Annotated in this window: 13 protein-coding genes and 1 other RNA gene; 8 read left to right on the forward strand and 6 right to left on the reverse strand. The window is 40.3% G+C overall.

Features of this window, described 5'->3' with window-relative positions:
* Window positions 1–187: 187 nt before the first annotated feature.
* From IL356_RS18320 to IL356_RS18340, 5 genes are all read left to right on the forward strand, one after another.
* Window positions 188–2,284 (forward strand): DUF349 domain-containing protein, encoded by a 2,097-nt coding sequence (locus IL356_RS18320; protein ID WP_121849545.1) that lies wholly within the window; start codon window positions 188–190, stop codon window positions 2,282–2,284.
* Between the two features lie 34 nt (window positions 2,285–2,318).
* The gene (locus IL356_RS18325) at window positions 2,319–3,173 is read left to right on the forward strand and encodes a hypothetical protein (RefSeq protein WP_121849546.1); all 855 of its coding nucleotides are present in this window, start codon (window positions 2,319–2,321) and stop codon (window positions 3,171–3,173) included.
* 115 nt (window positions 3,174–3,288) lie between these two features.
* On the forward strand, window positions 3,289–4,494 hold the full coding sequence (locus IL356_RS18330; protein ID WP_121849547.1) for a sensor histidine kinase: 1,206 nt from the start codon (window positions 3,289–3,291) through the stop codon (window positions 4,492–4,494).
* Between the two features lie 41 nt (window positions 4,495–4,535).
* The gene (locus tag IL356_RS18335; RefSeq protein WP_121849548.1) at window positions 4,536–5,324 is read left to right on the forward strand and encodes a PhzF family phenazine biosynthesis protein; all 789 of its coding nucleotides are present in this window, start codon (window positions 4,536–4,538) and stop codon (window positions 5,322–5,324) included.
* A 139-nt stretch (window positions 5,325–5,463) separates the two neighbouring features.
* Window positions 5,464–5,991, forward strand: a complete 528-nt coding sequence (locus IL356_RS18340; protein WP_121849549.1) for a DUF3124 domain-containing protein — start codon at window positions 5,464–5,466, stop codon at window positions 5,989–5,991.
* A 38-nt stretch (window positions 5,992–6,029) separates the two neighbouring features.
* Here IL356_RS18340 and IL356_RS18345 read toward each other — a convergent pair whose 3' ends face one another.
* The 5 genes from IL356_RS18345 to IL356_RS18365 form a co-directional block, all read right to left on the reverse strand.
* Complete coding sequence (locus IL356_RS18345; RefSeq protein ID WP_121849550.1) at window positions 6,030–9,101, reverse strand: PVC-type heme-binding CxxCH protein; 3,072 nt, start codon at window positions 9,099–9,101, stop codon at window positions 6,030–6,032.
* A 123-nt stretch (window positions 9,102–9,224) separates the two neighbouring features.
* Complete coding sequence (rny, locus tag IL356_RS18350; protein WP_121850748.1) at window positions 9,225–10,793, reverse strand: ribonuclease Y; 1,569 nt, start codon at window positions 10,791–10,793, stop codon at window positions 9,225–9,227.
* 50 nt (window positions 10,794–10,843) lie between these two features.
* Window positions 10,844–10,952, reverse strand: a non-coding RNA gene (ssrS, locus tag IL356_RS18355) — 6S RNA.
* A gap of 54 nt (window positions 10,953–11,006) precedes the next feature.
* A complete protein-coding gene (locus tag IL356_RS18360) occupies window positions 11,007–11,303 on the reverse strand; it encodes a cell division protein ZapA (RefSeq protein WP_121849551.1) in 297 nt (98 codons plus the stop codon).
* Window positions 11,304–11,319: 16 nt separating this feature from the next.
* Window positions 11,320–11,610 carry a cell division protein ZapB gene (locus IL356_RS18365; RefSeq protein ID WP_121849552.1) on the reverse strand — a complete coding sequence of 97 codons (291 nt, stop codon included), beginning with the start codon at window positions 11,608–11,610 and terminating at the stop codon, window positions 11,320–11,322.
* Between the two features lie 192 nt (window positions 11,611–11,802).
* Here IL356_RS18365 and IL356_RS18370 point away from each other — a divergent pair, with 192 nt between their 5' ends.
* Genes IL356_RS18370 through IL356_RS18380 form a run of 3 tightly spaced genes read left to right on the forward strand, consistent with a single transcriptional unit; the run spans window position 11,803 to window position 16,624 of the window.
* Window positions 11,803–13,494 (forward strand): M23 family metallopeptidase, encoded by a 1,692-nt coding sequence (locus IL356_RS18370; protein ID WP_121849553.1) that lies wholly within the window; start codon window positions 11,803–11,805, stop codon window positions 13,492–13,494.
* A 52-nt stretch (window positions 13,495–13,546) separates the two neighbouring features.
* The gene (locus IL356_RS18375; protein WP_121849554.1) at window positions 13,547–15,955 is read left to right on the forward strand and encodes a TonB-dependent receptor; all 2,409 of its coding nucleotides are present in this window, start codon (window positions 13,547–13,549) and stop codon (window positions 15,953–15,955) included.
* Between the two features lie 12 nt (window positions 15,956–15,967).
* The gene (locus tag IL356_RS18380; RefSeq protein WP_121849555.1) at window positions 15,968–16,624 is read left to right on the forward strand and encodes a hypothetical protein; all 657 of its coding nucleotides are present in this window, start codon (window positions 15,968–15,970) and stop codon (window positions 16,622–16,624) included.
* Between the two features lie 13 nt (window positions 16,625–16,637).
* On the opposite strand, the gene IL356_RS18385 is transcribed toward IL356_RS18380, so the two are convergent.
* Complete coding sequence (locus tag IL356_RS18385; RefSeq protein ID WP_121849556.1) at window positions 16,638–17,786, reverse strand: cysteine desulfurase family protein; 1,149 nt, start codon at window positions 17,784–17,786, stop codon at window positions 16,638–16,640.
* Window positions 17,787–17,831: the final 45 nt, after the last annotated feature.

Consider the following 17,831-nt stretch of genomic DNA (forward strand, 5'->3'; position numbering starts at 1 on the left):
TAATGTGAGAACCTTTGTACTTTATAAGGTTGTTAGTATCTTACCATTAAATAGAGCTGATGTTTAAAATCACAATTCATTAATCTTATCATGTGATTACATTCAGTCCCTAAGAATTTTTGGAGAAGGAGAATGCATACCGAAAAATATTTCAAGGTGTGTAAGGGTCAAACAAACAACAACGATAATGTCTGAAGATAAAAAACTTCAAGAGAACATAACGGAGGCAGAGAACCCGAAGGGTGAAACTGTTTCCCAAACTGAAGCATCTGAGATTGAAAATGATAGTGTAGCTTCGGGGAACAACTCAAACGATGTAGATACTGAAGATACATTGACGGATCAACCCGCAAGCGAAAACAACGAAGTTGTTGAATCTGCAGATACATCATCGAGCGACGAACCAGATGACAATGCAGATAATCAGGACGACGTTCTGGGCGAAATCGATGAAAATAATGCCGAAGATGCCGAAGATACCGACAACCAGCACAGGCACACCATACCTATTCTAGACTACCATTCTATGTCGATGGAAAACTTAGTAGGTGAGTTACAACGACTGGTGAGAAACGAGAAAGTACAGGCCATCAAAAAACATGTTGATGGCATTAAATCTGAATTTGACCTTAAATTTCAAGATTTCATTGAGCAGAAAAAAGAAGATTTCGTCGCCAGTGGCGGTAACGAAGTTGATTTTCGCTATAACTCTGTTACGAAAAGGCAGTTTAACGAGGTATACTCAGACTATCGTGAAAAGCGCAACCAATACTATAAAAACTTAGAAAAAGACTTAAAGTCTAATCTCAACAAAAGGCTTGAAATCATTGAAGAACTCAAAGGATTGGTAAGTGTTGAAGAAGACATGAACTCGACTTATAAAACCTTTAAAGATTTACAGGAACAATGGCGAAACGCCGGCCCCATACCTAGAGCCAATTACAACGATGTTTGGAGAACCTATCAGCACCATGTAGAAATTTTCTATGATTTTCTGCATTTGAACCGTGAGTTGCGCGATCTTGATTTTAAACACAATCTTGGCGAAAAAGAGAAACTGGTTCAGCAAGCCGAGGCGCTAGCTACCGAACCAGACCTCAACAAAGTCTTTAGAGAGCTTCAGATACTTCATAAAATCTGGAAAGAAGATGTCGGGCCTGTAGGCCAAGAGCACCGTGAAGAAATTTGGGAGCGTTTTAGCAATGCTACCAAAGTATTGCACCAAAGAAGACAGGATTATTACAAACAGCTCGATTCTGAGTACGAAAAAAACTGGGAAAAGAAACAGGAAATTATATCTGAAATAAGGCAGGTTGCCGGTAATACCGCTAATAACCATAGAGGATTACAGCAGCAAATAAAAAAGGTAGAAGCACTGAGAGAGCAGTTTTTTACGGCAGGCAAAGTTCCTAGAAATAAGAATGAAAAAACTTGGTCTGAGTTCAAAGAGACGGTTAGAAGTTTTAACCGTAACAAAAATTCTTATTATAAGAACCTAAAAAAAGAGCAGCAAGATAACCTTCAGAAGAAAAGAGAACTTCTCAATTTGGCAGAATCCCTTAAAGATAGTGACGATTGGGATAGCACTACCCCGCAAATGAAGCGCATACAGAGCGATTGGAAAAAAATCGGACATGTACCGCGAAAGTATTCCGATAAAATCTGGAAAGAGTTTAAAAATGCCTGCAACCATTATTTTGATAGGCTGCATGCGCTTAAGAACAAAGACTTTAAAGAGGAAGAAGATAACCTAAAGAAAAAGGAGGCCTGCCTTGACAAATTAAAAGAGTTCAAGCTTAGCGGTAATAATTCAAAAGACATCGATGCTTTAAAGAAATTTATAGCCGAGTGGAAAACATATGGCCGCGTACCATTTAGAAAGAAAAACATCGACCAAAAGTTCAATAAGATTCTAGACGGTATTTTTAGAAAGTTGAACATAAGTCGCCAAGATGCCGAGCTTCTCAAGTACGGTAACAAAGTACAGGAATTGGCAGAAACCGATAATGTAAACGCCATTCAGAACGAGAGAAGTTTTATTCGCAAAAAAATAGAAGAAATCAAAGGCGACATACGACAATTAGAAAATAATCTTCAGTTCTTTTCAGATTCGAGTGAAGATAATCCAATCGTACAGGATGTGGTCAAAAGGGTAAACGGGCACAAAGAATCTTTAGCAACCTGGAAAGGTAAATTGAAGAAATTGAACATCATGGAGAATAGTCTCAACCGAGAGGCAGAATCAAATGATGACGATGAAGATATTGATACCGAAGAAAATTAGCCTTTAGACCATACACTTAGTAAATCTTTTCACAATGAAATTAATGGGTTCTTTATCGATTATAGGATGGAGCCTTATTTTGGTGGCTTCTTCGAAATCTCCGATAACCGGGCAATATGAAATGGCAGGCCGCCTCGACCCTAGTAAAGACTTGTTGTTGGCCCAATTTGATTGCAAAACCGATGTAGATGATTTACATACGGTAGCGGCTTTCAAATCGCTTCTCAGCCAAACCCAATATTCAGATATTAAACACCACGCCGTGGCTGGCACCTATGGGGAACAGGAAGGTTTATACGTACCACCCAACAGTCTTTTTGAGCTCGCCTTCGGAAGTAATTGGACGGATGCCCATGCCAATTTTGATCAAGCGGTAATCAAGGTAAAAAACATAGCTTCACAAACTCTTGCCAAAGGCGGAAATATATGGATAGCGGAAGCAGGTCAATCTGATTTTTCGGCTGCCCTGGTAAAAAAGATATTGCAAGAGAACCCAAAATTAGATGCTAAAATTCGAATTCATATTGTTCAACATAGCGAGTGGAACGAAGAGGTAACCAACAAGGAGAACTTGGCATATGTCAAAAAAAACTGTAAGTACCATAAAATTGCCGATGGTAATGCGGTTGGTAATGGTACACCGGGTTTTCGTACGGAATCATTTACTGATTGGGAAGAGAAAATCGGTGATAAACAGCTTTTGACCCTATGGCAACACGCCGTTGAGCTAGGTAATCGGTATAATGGCAAAGAAAACAGGTATAACAATGAAGCCATAACAAAAGGCGGATTAGACTTCTCGGATTTATCGGAGACGTGTTGGATATTGGGTCTAGAAAATATATCCGACACTAAAGATTTTTTTAATACTTTTCTTACAATTAACTAGGAATTTTAACAATATCAAAGCCAAGTTTGCGTTAACAGAATTCAGGTAATAAGTGAATTAAATCCACTTTGAAAGTTCAATCTTTCAATGAATTCTAAAGCATAACTTTTGGTAGATGAAAAAACCAGAAATTCCTTTTGATGAAGCAGAGCGCCTAAAAGCCCTTCATAGCTTTAATATACTTGATACCCTTGAAGAGAAAGAGTATGACGGCATTACCCGAATTGCCGCCGATATAAGCAACACTCCAATGGCTCTTGTGTCGTTGGTAGATGCAGAAAGACAATGGTTCAAATCGCATTACGGAATTGATGCCACTGAAACACCCCGAGACATAGCATTTTGCGCCCATGCCATCAATCGGCCCAATGAACCTCTCATTGTTAACAATGCCGATGAAGATGAGCGTTTTTTTGATAACCCCATGGTAATCGGCGGGCCTAAGGTTAAATTTTACGCGGGTGCACCATTAAGTACGAAAGACGGTCTGGCCATCGGTACTTTATGCGTTGTAGATACAAAACCCCGTTACGATTTCTCTGATAATCAGAAAGAAGCCTTGATTACGTTGGCCAATCAGGTAATGGCTCAATTAGAATTGAGAAGACAATATACCATTCAAAAAATAATCAATCAAGAGTTAAGCCTCAAGAACAACCAGCTAAAGCATTTTACATATCGATTGGCCCACGATATGAAGACACCCTTACATGGTATTAGTTCGTTGGTAGGTTTTATCAAAGAAGACTATTCCTCTTTATTGGAAAGTACCGAAATACCCAGTTGGCTTGATACCATTGGTGATAGGGTTCATTTTATGGAGTCTTTAATTCGCGGTATTACCAATTATATCAATGTAACGAATTCCGAAATTGCCTTTGATGATTTTCATATTGAAAGGGAAATCAATGATATCGTAAAAAACTTAGGTTCCACTACCCCATTCGAGCTATTTATCAAGAACGGTAATGCGATTATCAAAAATTCGGCCTCAAGTTTTACTCAAATCTTCACGAATTTTTTTCAGAACTCCATTAAATTCTGCGAGCAGCCCATTAAGATATGGATAGAGTTTTACGAGGATGAAGATTTCTACTATTTCACTTTTCAAGATAATGGCCCGGGTATATCCGAAAAGTTTTGGGGCAAAGTATTCGTAATGTTCGAAACACTTCAAAGAACTGGACCGAAAGACACTGGTATTGGTCTGGCAACGGTAAAGACTATTATCGAGAAATTAGGTGGACAAATTCGAATCGACCATAGACCTAACGGAAAGAAGGGTATTTTCTTTCATTTCAGTCTCGCCAAAGAAATTTGATTACTTGACACCAATGCCTAATTTTGATTTAAAATTAGAAAGTGGAAATCAAGATATATCAGGTAGATGCTTTTACCAATGAAGTTTTCACGGGCAATCCTGCAGCCGTATGTCCTTTGGAACAATGGCTTGATGATAACATCATGCAAAAAATTGCCATGGAAAACAACTTGGCAGAAACTGCCTTCATTGTCAAAACCTCGAGTGGCTATAGCATTCGCTGGTTTACCCCAAGCGTAGAAGTTGACCTTTGTGGCCATGCCACTCTAGCTGCAGCCCATGTTTTATTTGAATTCGAAAATTACCAAGGCCCTAAGATTGATTTTTTCTCGCCTCGAAGTGGTAATTTGACCATTGTAAAAGAAGAAAACCATCTCACCCTAAACTTTCCAACAGACAAACTAATCGAAGTTCCCCTAAGCCCGCAACTAAATAGTTGTTTTCAAATTGAAGCTAATGAAGCTTATAAAGGCAAAACCGATTATATCTTAGTCTTTGGTTCAGAAACGGAAATCAAAGCTTTGAAGCCCAACCTTAAAAATATTAGTGATTTAGATGCCAGAGGACTTGTCATAACCGCAAAGGGAGATGCCTGTGATTTTGTTTCCCGGTTTTTTGGTCCGCAATCCGGTATAGACGAAGATCCGGTCACCGGTTCGGCGCACACTTCATTAACACCCATATGGGCAAAAAAGCTAAATAAATCCAAATTGAGTGCAGTGCAACTGTCCGAAAGAAAAGGTTGGTTGATGTGCAAAGACTTGCAAGATAGAGTCGAAATTAGCGGAAATGCAAAGCTTTACCTCAAAGGCACAATTTACCTTCCATAAAAACTACCTTGGCCATTTTGACAAGCATTAAATAGCCAGAAAATTGGTAGATTTGATGAATGCTTTGGTCCATTGCTAAATTGTACTAAAGTATTACAATCCATAAGGAAATCTGTTGAAATAGACACAAACCATATACATGAACCAACTGCCAAGATTTATTATACTTCTTTTCATTTCCGGTTTCTTTTTGGTAGCATGTGATATTAAAAAAGAAAAAGGGTTAAGTTCCGTTAATCCTGAAAACTGGTCTAAGAGAAAGGTTGAGATATCGGCTCAAGACAGCCTGGAGAGCGGTAAATCTTATCTTTCAATTTATTCACAGATTTATAGTCTTTCGGAACACAAAACCCATAATCTTACCGCCATGGTAAGTATGCGCAATACGAGCGATCAAGATACTATTTACATACTAAAGGCCAATTATTATGATACGCATGGTGAATTGGTACGTACTTATTTTGACCATCCTATTTATCTGGCCCCAATGGAAACTACTGAAATAATCATTGATGAAGTAGATGTTACCGGAGGTACGGGTTCCAACTTTATCTTTGAATGGAAAACCCCTATAGAGTCTCCTGAACCTTTATTTGAAGGAGTGATGAATTCCACTGTAGGTCAACAAGGCCTATCTTTTACTACTCAGTCCAGAAGGATTAAATAAACCGATTTATCTAAATACTTGTTTTCAAAATATTTCCCCTAGTGAACGGCAACTGCCTGTTCGTCCACTTTTAGGGTAGTCAGATACTCGACAAGATTCACCAAATCTTCTTTTGACATAACTTTGTGGAGGCCCTCGGTCATTAAAGACCTATCCATAGCTTCCATCTTTTTGATATCTGCAAGATTTAAGGATTTTTGAGTGTCTCCCATCATTTTCAGTGTAATTTCATCCTCCGTTCTACTCAACACATAACCCGTATAAATAGAGCCTTCGTTCATTTCGACTGTATAACCCTCATATCCGAAACTGATTCCGGCGCTTGGGTAGATTATATTGGAATAAAGAAACTGTTTTGACAACTTGTTACCAATATCGGATAATGCAGGCCCGAACTTGACACCTTTGTTGGCCGCCATATGGCAAGAGCTACAATAAGTGGTATAAAGTTCTTGACCTTTGTCGGCATCACCTTTAATTGCCACCAGCTCTTCAATATTCAAATCTTCTTGATTTGAATCGGCCAAAAATTGAGTGGCCTTTTGTTTTATCTCACTGCTCCAACTGTTCATTAATTTCAACACAGCTGCGGTTTTGCTATTTTCAGGTAGCTTATCGTTTTCTAACAAATCGTAAAGGCTATGCTGACCTGACCAAGAATTGCCTAACGCCTCGACTATTTGACGGTTAAGCGCGGCACTCAAAGAATCTTCTATCAAAGCATTTTTAAGTACGTTAACACCGTTATCATTTGAAACCCCGCCCATAATCTTTAAGAAATTCATCTTTTCATTATCGGCAACGGTTGACCTTAGGTAATCGGCAATCATTTCAGTTCCGTCTGTTTCGGTCAACAAATTGGCGGCCTCTTTCTGCAAATCTTCCGATTCGCTATTCTGGGCCATTTCGAAAATGTAGTTGTTCTGATTTTTAAGCTCGAGTCTTTTGACTGCCATTAGCCATTCTGGCGTTCCCTGAATTTTAGGAAGTACCGCCTTTACTTTGGCCAAATTACGAGGTGAGCCCAGAACAAACTCTTTATCTAGCTGGGCGATGGCCAAGGCCTGAATTCTTTTCGATTTCGAGTGATTTATATTGAGAAGTGAAAGCAATATCTGATTCTTCTGCGGATGCTCCTTAAAATCCAAAGATCTAAAATACCTTTCCAATAAATCATCGGAGAGGTTTTGGCCCCGAATAATTTTGTCTGTCAAGGGTACCGTTTTGGAAGCCCTAGTTCTCCAAATTACTTGTTTGGCAATTTCGGAAGAAAGTTCTGGTTTAGTGCTTTCTTCCCACTTTGAAAAGTAAAGATCCGCGAACTTGTCAGACCCTATACCTAATGCCTCTAAATACCATCGATCGTTGGGGTCATGTCGCTTGGCAAGCTCAGACCAAATTTCAGCTGCATTTTCATTACCGATGTGGCGTAGAGTGAGGGCTACCTCCCTGCGCACCTCTGGGGACGGGTCTTGTGCTGCTTCTTCCAAACATATGCGAAGGTCTTTCTGACGAAGGTACCGTGCCATGCGTACACCCTGCGCCCTAAACTTGGGGTCGCTGTCAGCAAGTGCCAGATTGATATAGTTATGAGATTTTGTCCAATTCTTTGCGCCCAACCAAAGTGCCCTTGCTTTGGCAATATCACCTTTGGTCAGCATTTCTTTGACAAAGGGATCGGCTGCATCTCCCATCTCATTTAGTTTAAGCCAAGATTGGTAGAATACATCCATATTGTCGGATAAGATTCCTTTAAAAGCATCTGTTCCTGTTTTAAAACTATAAGATTTCGGCTTGTAAGCCTTTGACGGAGCCAATCGATAGATTCTTCCGCGTTGAATATCTTCCGCCTTATGGCCGCCTACTCCCCCATCATACCAATCGGATATGAAAAGGGAACCATCGGGAGCGACCGTCAAGTCATCGGGCCGAAACCAATCGTCTTCACTGGTCAAAAGGTTTTCAATGGAGGCTTTAAAACCGGCACCTTCCGGATCTACGATGTAGGTACGCACTACATTGTGGCCTGGTTCGGTATGAATTAAACGCCCTTTGAACTTTTTCGGAAGCAAATCACCTTCATATACAATCATACCGCAAGGCGAACCAGAACCTGTCTGCAATAAGTTAGGCACTGTACCAGGGTCATTTAAATGCCAATGCCTAAATGGAATTTCCTCTTCCCAACCTGTTCTACGTTCTCGCCAATTCTGACCGGTAAGCCAATCTTTGAAACCGTAATTACCATAATCCATCACATAGTTGATGCGAGTACCTTGATTGCCGTCATCATCGTTATCTGACTGCCAAATGTTTCCGTAAGAATCTAAAGCCAGTTCGTACGGATTTCTAAAGTTGTGACCCAGTACTTCAAGTTTTGAGCCATCTAGCTCCATCCTAAAGGCCATTCCTTCCCTAAAATTGCTACCATCGCCCACTATTTCATTTCCGTACTTATCCTTTACCGCGTCACCGTTCTTATCCAATAACCGCTCCCCATTATTACCGAAATTGAAATAAAGTCTTCCATCAGGCCCAAAAACAAAAGAGTGTACCCCATGATCATGATCCTTTCCTCCTATTCCAGAAAAAAGAACTTCTTTGGAATCGGGAACATCGTCCCCATCGGTATCGGTAAAAACAAATACATTCGGGCTGACAGAAACAATCACTTTATTACCCAAAACAGCTATACCCAATGCTGAATTGATATCCTGACCTTGATAGAATACCTTTGAGGTATCGGCGATACCATCTTCATCGGTATCTTCTAGAATAACAATACGGTCGCCTTTATTCTCATAATTAATATCAGGATTGGCAAAACTACGGTAGTTGGTACCCTCGCAGACCCATACCCTGCCTTTGGCATCAATGGCCATGTTGGTGGGATTGCTAATCATTGGTTCTGAGGCAAACAGCGTCAATTCTAGGCTATCGTCATGCACCTCCATAGAAGCCAAAGCATTTTCAGGCTTTCTTTTATCTTCTTCGGATAAATCGGCAAAAGCAATGTTTTGAGGTGGTTTTTCAGCACATGATAGAAATAGGATACCATACCATAACAAACCAAAAAGGGGGAGGTTTTTGACCCGTAGCAAAACGCTCATCTCAGAAAAAATTAGGAATTGCTAAAAATAGCAAAAAACAACTAAACAATCTTCAATAATCTGCCCTATAAAAAGAAAAGACCGCCGTATGGCGGTCTTTCATATCTTTGGAATAACGAATATTTATTTTGCTACGTTCACCGATCGGGTTTCCCTGATAACGGTAACTTTCACTTGGCCGGGGTACGTCATGTCCGTCTGTATTTTTTGCGAAATTTCAAAAGACAGTTGGGCCGCCTTGTCGTCGCTTACCTTTTCACTTTCAACGATGACCCTAAGTTCACGTCCCGCTTGAATAGCGTAGGCTTTTTGAACACCGCCAAACCCAAAGGCTATATCCTCAAGATCTTTTAATCTTTGAATATAACTATCTAACACCTGTCTTCTAGCACCTGGTCGGGCACCGCTAATGGCATCACAGACCTGAACGATAGGCGAAATCAGGGTTTTCATCTCAATTTCGTCGTGGTGAGCACCGATAGCGTTGCAAACATCTGGTTTCTCACCATATTTTTCGGCCCACTGCATACCTAAAATGGCGTGAGGGGTTTCTAGTTCAGCTTCGGTATTCGGCACTTTACCAATATCATGTAACAAGCCTGCTCGCTTTGCCAGTTTAGGATTCAAACCTAATTCAGCTGCCATGACACCACACAACTTAGCAACTTCACGAGAGTGCTGTAGTAAGTTTTGACCGTATGAAGAACGATATTTCATTCTACCGACTGCACGAACCAATTCAGGATGCAGACCGTGAATACCTAAATCGATTACCGCTCTTTTACCTACTTCAACAATCTCTTGTTCGATCTGCTTTTCGGTCTTCTTTACAATCTCTTCAATACGTGCCGGGTGAATTCTACCATCGGTAACCAACTTGTGCAACGATAAACGTGCCACCTCTCTTCTAACGGAATCAAAGCAAGAAAGTATAATTGCCTCAGGAGTGTCGTCTACAATAATTTCAACACCTGTAGCCGACTCAAGAGCCCTAATATTACGACCCTCACGACCAATAATACGGCCTTTTACATCGTCTGACTCTAGATTGAAAACCGATACGCAATTCTCAACGGCCTCTTCGGTACCTATTCTCTGAATGGTGTTGATAACAATTTTCTTGGCTTCTTGTTGGGCAGTCAATTTGGCCTCTTCCAACGTAGTTTGTATAAAGGCCATGGCGTCGGTCTTTGCCGTCTCTTTTAAAGATTCTAGCAACTGGCCTTTTGCCTCATCGGCCGATAAACCCGATATTACCTCAAGTTGTTGCACTTGATTTCGGTGAAGCCTATCAAGTTCCGTTTGTTTTTTCTCAAAAATCGATTCTTTGTGCGATAACTCTTTTAATTTGGAGTCGAGCTGATCGTTCAGTTTTTTGTTTTTGGCCAGCTCGCTACTTACCTGTGATTCCTTATCACGGGTTCGCTTCTCGGCATCATTAATTTTTTTGTCCTTACCAACAATGACCTTCTCGTGTTCGGCCTTGAGTTCTAAAAACTTTTCTTTAGCCTGAAAAATTTTATCCTTTTTAATATTCTCGCCCTCAACTTTGGCACTCTTAAGAATGGCATCGGCCTGGTGCTTGGCGTTGGCAAGGGTTTTAGAGGCCTTGCCTTTTTCCATAAACTTGGCAATTCCGAAACCGATGGCGATTCCGACAATTGCCGCTATTATTAGTGTTGCAATATCCATACAATGAAAATTTAATATAAAAAAAGCCCACATCGGAGGAAGTTTTGTACAAACTCCTAAAAACAGGTTTAGGGCTAACAGACTGATCAAGGATCCTTAAACGAGAAGGCCTGCTTTTACAATCTAAACTCACCCTTTTTAAACAAATTAACGTTGAGTTTGTCAAAAGATATTACCAATGTGGGCAGTAACTTATGCTATTTTAAAGAACGTCTACTTTACACTAAGCTTTGATGCCACCAATTGCTCCAATGCTTTTAAGCGGTCGGTGGCTTCTTTATTATTTTCTGTTTGATCGATACCGCGTTGCTCTATTTTAGATGCAAATTGCAAGGCACACATGGCCAAAACATCTTGTTTATCGCGTACAGCGTAACTTTGTTCGAATTTTTTAGCCAGTTGCTCAATATTCTTGGCCGCTTTTCGCAAACCTTCTTCCTGACTTGGATCAATGGTCAATGGATAGACCCGATCGGCTATGGAAAGTTTTATTTTGAGCTTCTCCGACATCTTTCTATTCTCACTATTATTCGGCTAGTTGGGCTATGCAATAATCCAACTCCCTTATCAAAGCATTTATCTTAAGCTTAGCTTCTGTCTTATCTGTATTACTGCCAAACATCGTGTCAGCAAGTTTGAGCGAATTGTATTTATTTTCCCAATGGGATACGGATTCAAGAACTTTTTCCCTTTCATTTTTAAGGGTATTCAGTTCGTCTTCCAGTCTAGTATTGGTCTGTTGAAGCAACTCCATCTTATGCAGTAACTTGCTGATTTTGTTCTCCAAAGAATCGACAACCTTGACCAATTCACTCATAATTTCAAACGCGATGCATTTTACACAAAGTTAACATACCTATGTCTAGTTAGCAATTCTTTTTTCAATTATTCTTGAAGTAATACTTTAACTGTCTGGTAGTCCGTTATTGGCATAGTCGAAAGTTTTTTTGTGAAGTTCATTTTCAAGAATTGAAAGCTATTGGCTAATTTCGTATCACTTACTATGATTATGGGCAAATCTATTTTTCTTATCCTTTTCTTTTTTTCGTTGTTGTTGACCGGACAAGAGAATTATCCTCAAGATGCGTTTCGTTCTCCTATGGATATTCCTATTGTACTGGCCGGTACTTTTGGTGAACTACGTTCGAACCACTTTCACTCTGGAGTCGATATCAAAACAAAGCAGAGGGAAGGTCTGCCGATATACGCCATTGGCGATGGTAGCGTAACGAGAATCAAAGTATCTCATTGGGGGTATGGCAAGGCTCTATATATTGCCCACCCTAATGGATATACTTCTGTTTATGGGCACTTGCAAAAGTTCGGCCCCGAAATAGAGGAATACATCAAAAAGGTGCAGTACGAAAAACAATCGTACGAGGTGGAAGTTTTCCCTAAATATGGCGAGCTTAAAGTTGACCAGAGCAATATAGTGGCCTACGGAGGCAATACCGGAGGATCTTCAGGGCCGCATTTACATTTTGAAATTAGGAGCAGTCTTTCAGAAAAGCCGACCAATCCGCTTTTATATGGCTTAGAAGTAAGAGATGCCACCAACCCTACCCTTGAAAAAATTTATGCCTATGCCCTATCGGAAGACGCCATCGTCAATCAGAGCAGAGAACCAATAGAGCTTCAATTCAAAAAGCAGGCAGACGGATCGTATTTAGCCGAAAAAGTAAATGCCACCGGAACAATCGGTTTCGGTTTTATAGGGTACGACCGTCAAGACTTGGCAGCCAATAGAAATGGAGTATACTCTGTTGAGCAGCTTGTCAACGGAACTACATATACGGCCTATGATTTTGAAAGTTTTTCTTTTTCCGAAACAAGACTTCTAAACACTTTAATAGACTACAATAGGTACGGTAGATACCGCCAGCGTGTACAGCAATTGTTCAAAGCGCCCGGCAATAAATTGAGCATTTACAAGACATTGTACAATGATGGTAAAATTGATGTCAACCAAGGTCTAAGTTATCAGGTAGAGCTTCTTATTAAAGACTTTGAAGGCAATTTGACCAAGGCTGTTATACCTGTCGAGGGTAAAAATGAACCGGTAATTATCGCAAAGGAACTCGAAAAGACCGATAACTATGTGATTGCCAAAAAACCCAACAATTATGATTTGGGAGGGGCCAAAGTTTATTTTCCGGCCAACACTTTCTATGATAATTTTTATTTAGAGCTTGAAAAAGGTCCAGACACGGTAACCATACATAATAGCCGGGTAGCTGCCCATAGAAATTTCACAATTACTTTTGATGTCTCTAAATATTCTGCCGATGAGCGAAACCAAATGTTCATTGCTAGATTGGACAATCGACTGAGACCTTATCACTCATCAACCTATAAACGGGGCGATACTTTCACCACCAGAACACGTAATCTCGGCACTTACACTTTGGCCAAAGACACTACCGCCCCCAAGGTGCGCCCAAAGAATTTTAAAGACGGTCAATGGCTGAACAATTATCGCTATCTAAGTATTTATATTGCCGATGACTTGAGCGGCATCGATACCTATTCGGCCACTCTCAACGGTAAGTGGATCCTAATGGAGTACGAGCCCAAAACGAATACACTCACCTACAATTTCGATGATATCATTCTTGATCAAAAAGAATGCGAATTAGAGCTTACGGTTACCGATAACGTCGGGAATACAACTACCTTTAAAAGTACCTTTTTCAGAAAATAAATTTTTGAAACATCTAAGCACCGTTTGGATAATTTTAGTGGCATTCATTGTCATGCCAGGTAATGCCCAAACAGCAACTGTAACAGGTGTCATTTTTGATTCACATAACCAACCCATCAGCAATGCCACCATCACTATTGCAAATAACGGGACCATTTCTGACGAGTCAGGCTTCTACTCTATTCAGGTTCCTTCGGAAACACCGGTTGACATAACTATTTCCTTTCTTGGCTTTAAGGATGTGCTATTAAAAAACCTAATTCTTACCACCAATGAAACCTATTTTTTCAACCCCATTTTAGAACAAGAAATTACCCAGATTGCCGAGGTAACCGTGAGTCCTTCAGGCGAAAGGGAGACCAAAGGCATAAAAACCATTTCCAATGAGGTAATCAGAAATATTCCGGGAGCGAATGCAGGGGTTGAAAACATCATCAAGTTATTGCCCGGCGTAACTTCCAACAATGAATTGAGTACCCAATACAACGTACGAGGCGGAAACTTTGATGAGAACTTGGTTTATATCAATGGTATTGAAGTCTATCGGCCATTTTTAATTCGATCGGCCCAACAAGAAGGACTCAGTTTTGTAAATAGCGACATGGTGCAAAGCGTTGAGTTTTCATCAGGCGGGTTTCAAGCTAAATACGGTGATAAATTATCATCTGTTCTAGACATCAGGTATAAAAAGCCTTCGTCATTTGCAACTACTATAGATTTAAGTTTTTTGGGTGCCGCGGCCACTTTAGAAACAATTTCAAATGACAAGAACTTCGGTAGTGTCAGTGGTATACGCTATAGAAACAATAGTCTATTGGTCAACAGTACAAATACAACGGCCAACTTTAGACCAAGGTTTATCGATTTTCAGACTTTCGACACGTATCGTTTCTCCGAAAAATTTCATCTAAATTTTTTAGGCAACTTATCAATTAACGATTATCGAAACGAACCTCTATCTAGACAGACCAATTTTGGCACCCTTTCAGAACCTCGCACTCTGATCGTTTTTTATGAGGGTAATGAGAATAATAGATATCAAACGGTCCTAGGCGCATTAAAAGCAAATTATTTTCCTGACGAAAAAACTACTCTTAACTTAATTTCATCAATTTATCATACCACTGAAGAAGAATACAGCGATGTCATCGCCACTTATCGTCTGTCGCCACTTGAGTCTGAAATGAACAGCGGGGCGAGTGCCCAACAAGGTTTGGGAAGTCAGTTCAGAAGGGCCCGTAATGATTTAGATGCCCTTATTGTTAACCTTGAGCACCAAGGAAGCCGTTCTGTTGACCATAAAAAATGGGAATGGGGCGTTAAATACACCCATGAAGATATTCGAGATCAGATCAGGGAATCTGAATTTTTAGACTCCCTTGGCTATTCCGTCAGACCCCCATTACCGGAATTTCAAAACAATGAACCCAATGTTCCGTTCGAGGCCCCTCTAGTGGCTTATTCGTATATCAACGCAAGAAACTACACCTATACCAATCGCATTTCAGGGTTTCTACAGTTCAGTAATAGAATAACAAAAAATGTTGGTCATATCTATTACAATTTGGGTGTTCGTTCGCATTATTGGAATATCTCATCACAAGAACTGTCGAGTCAATCGCATGTGGTTATCAGTCCGAGAGCCCAGTTAGCCTTTAAACCCCAATGGAATATTGACATGTTGTTCCGACTTAGTGGCGGGCTTTACCACCAACCTCCTTTTTATAGGGAATTACGTGACGCCTCTGGCAATTTGCGGCCCCAAATCGATGCGCAACGTTCAGAACAGATTGTTTTGGCCAATGAATACTCGTTTAACCTTTGGTCAAGACCCTTTAATTTAACGAGTGAGGTGTATTATAAAAACCTCGAAAATGTCAACCCGTATACGTTGAACGATGTAAGAATACGATATGTGGCCGCCAATATCGCTTCTGCCTATGCTTACGGATTGGACCTTAGGTTGAACGGCGCTTTTGTACCTGGTACAGAATCGTGGGTGAGTCTTGGGCTTTTAAAAACGGAAGAAAACTGGAACAATCGTGGCTATATTGCGCGACCGACCGACCAACGCGTTAAGTTGGGGGTGCTTTTCCAAGACTATGTGCCGCAGTTTCCCGATTTCAGAATGTACCTTAATTTGGTTTACAACACAGGGCTACCCGGTGGCTCGCCCAACTATGTTGACCCCTACGAATACCAAAATAGATTAAGAACGTATAAACGGGCTGATTTAGGAATTTCATATATTTTTGCGGGTGGAAAAAAGATGCATCCCAAAAATTACTGGAGAGGGCACTTTAAAGAATTGAGCGCCGGTTTAGAACTCTATAATATGTTCAACAACCAAAACTCGATTACAAACACTTGGGTTAGAGATGTAGAAAGTAAAAACCAGTACGCCATACCCAATTTTATGACAAGTCGTATTTTGAACCTTAGAATACGCATGCGGTTTTAACCAAAAAAGAAAATGAAAAACATACTGTTTCTAGGCATAATTTTCTGTTCAACTATTGTATTTGCCCAAAAGAACATCTACGAGAGCAACCGATTCGACGAACTGAGTTCAGAGCACGAAGAATTGGCCATTATACCTTTTATTACCGAACTTGATCTTGACGATAACATATCGAAAGAAGAGATGAAAAATCTCGAAGAAAAAGAAGGTTATGCGGTGCAAAACGCGCTAGAGACCTATTTTTCAAAACGAAAACAGAAGAAAAAATTTTCGGTAGACTTTCAGAACATTAAGAATACAAATGCCATTTTGGCCCAACACAATATCAATTTTAGTAATATCGATGTATATACCATCAAAGAACTCAGTGAAATTTTGGGGGTCGATGGTATTATTAGCGGAAATATCGATTTGAATGTTCTGCTGTCAAATGGCGTTTCTACTGATTTCAACTTTATGGATTATTTTTCGGGAAGTGCCAACTACGGGCGTATCGGCGTAAAGGTTAGCGACGGTACTACAGGCAAACTTCTCTGGAAATACGAAAAGGAAATCAATAAAAAATCAGGAAAAAACACCAACGACCTCATCGACCGTATGATGAAGTTAGCCGCCCGTAAATTTCCTTACGACCGCGAAAAGCGTAAAGACCGAAAAAAAGACAATTAAGTCTTCCCGCAAATTAATCCTCTACGAAACTTTTAAGAACATCTACTGTATAGTCGAGCTCTTGCTTGGTGTTATATTTTGAAAAAGAGAACCGAATCGAAGGCTTTTTTAAATCTTCCTTTCCCAAAATTTCTTCAAGTACGTGCGATGCGGTTTCACTTCCCGATTGGCATGCGCTACCTTTAGAACAGGCAATACCCTTAATGTCTAAATGAAAGAGCAACATCAAGGCTTTCTGAGGTTCAATGGGCAAGCGAACATTGACCAATGTGTAGGTACTCTTGGTCATATCAGCTGAATGGCCATTAAATTCCACTTTTGGAATTTTCGTCTTCAATTCTTGAATAAAGTGAGTCTTTAGTTCCTTCACATAAGCCATCTCTTCTTCTAAATTCTCATAAGCTGTAACAAAAGCCTGTTCGAGACCCACAATGTTATGGAATGATTCGGTGCCGGCGCGAAAGCCTCTTTCCTGCGAGCCTCCTGAAATAAAAGGTTTCAAGCCCGAATTTCTTTTGATATAAGCAAAACCGACTCCTTTAGGTCCGTGAAATTTATGGGCGGCCGCGGTCATGAAATCAACAGGTGTTTTCTTTATATCCCAAGGATAATGACCGATACTTTGAACGGTATCGGAGTGAAAATAGGCATCATGTCGATGACAAAGTTGACAGACACTATCAATATCTATGATATTTCCGATTTCGTTGTTCACATGCATTAAACTGACCAGCTTCTTAGTATCATCTGCCATTAATAGCTCTTTGAGATGACTTAAATCTGGGTTACCATCCGAATCTATAGCTACAAAGTGCAATTTCACATTCTTTTCTTTCGCCAAATCTTCAGCAGTATGTAAGACTGCGTGATGTTCAACCTTAGATGTGATGATAGTTTGCACGCCTAAATCACGCACAGCACACCTGAGAATCATATTATCGGCTTCGGTACCACCTGAGGTGAAAATGATTTCGGAAGGATGTGCATTTAGCTCTTTGGCAATCGTCTTTCTGGCACTTTCTATTGCCGTTTTAGCCGACCGACCGAAACTATGGGTCGATGAAGGGTTGCCATAAAATTTGGCAAGGGCCTCTTGCATCTTTTCAATTACATTTTCCCTTACCTGTGTAGTGGCGGCATTATCTAAATACACTTTTTCCATTGCGTGTTCTTGAAATCCTTTTCACAAATGAGGGGTCAAAATTAG

Origin of the sequence: Euzebyella marina (assembly GCF_014855515.1) — a bacterium.
Classification (GTDB): domain Bacteria; phylum Bacteroidota; class Bacteroidia; order Flavobacteriales; family Flavobacteriaceae; genus Euzebyella; species Euzebyella marina.

Excerpts from the sequence above, each read along its gene's own strand:
- IL356_RS18340 (WP_121849549.1), top strand. The coding sequence starts at position 5,464 with ATGAACCAACTGCCAAGATTTATTATACTTCTTTTCATTTCCGGTTTC.
- IL356_RS18345 (WP_121849550.1), bottom strand. The coding sequence starts at position 9,101 with ATGAGCGTTTTGCTACGGGTCAAAAACCTCCCCCTTTTTGGTTTGTTA.
- IL356_RS18330 (WP_121849547.1), top strand. The coding sequence starts at position 3,289 with ATGAAAAAACCAGAAATTCCTTTTGATGAAGCAGAGCGCCTAAAAGCC.
- IL356_RS18375 (WP_121849554.1), top strand. The coding sequence starts at position 13,547 with ATGCCAGGTAATGCCCAAACAGCAACTGTAACAGGTGTCATTTTTGAT.
- IL356_RS18385 (WP_121849556.1), bottom strand. The coding sequence starts at position 17,786 with ATGGAAAAAGTGTATTTAGATAATGCCGCCACTACACAGGTAAGGGAA.
- rny (WP_121850748.1), bottom strand. The coding sequence starts at position 10,793 with ATGGATATTGCAACACTAATAATAGCGGCAATTGTCGGAATCGCCATC.
- IL356_RS18380 (WP_121849555.1), top strand. The coding sequence starts at position 15,968 with ATGAAAAACATACTGTTTCTAGGCATAATTTTCTGTTCAACTATTGTA.
- IL356_RS18360 (WP_121849551.1), bottom strand. The coding sequence starts at position 11,303 with ATGTCGGAGAAGCTCAAAATAAAACTTTCCATAGCCGATCGGGTCTAT.
- IL356_RS18365 (WP_121849552.1), bottom strand. The coding sequence starts at position 11,610 with ATGAGTGAATTGGTCAAGGTTGTCGATTCTTTGGAGAACAAAATCAGC.
- IL356_RS18325 (WP_121849546.1), top strand. The coding sequence starts at position 2,319 with ATGAAATTAATGGGTTCTTTATCGATTATAGGATGGAGCCTTATTTTG.
- IL356_RS18320 (WP_121849545.1), top strand. The coding sequence starts at position 188 with ATGTCTGAAGATAAAAAACTTCAAGAGAACATAACGGAGGCAGAGAAC.
- IL356_RS18370 (WP_121849553.1), top strand. The coding sequence starts at position 11,803 with ATGGGCAAATCTATTTTTCTTATCCTTTTCTTTTTTTCGTTGTTGTTG.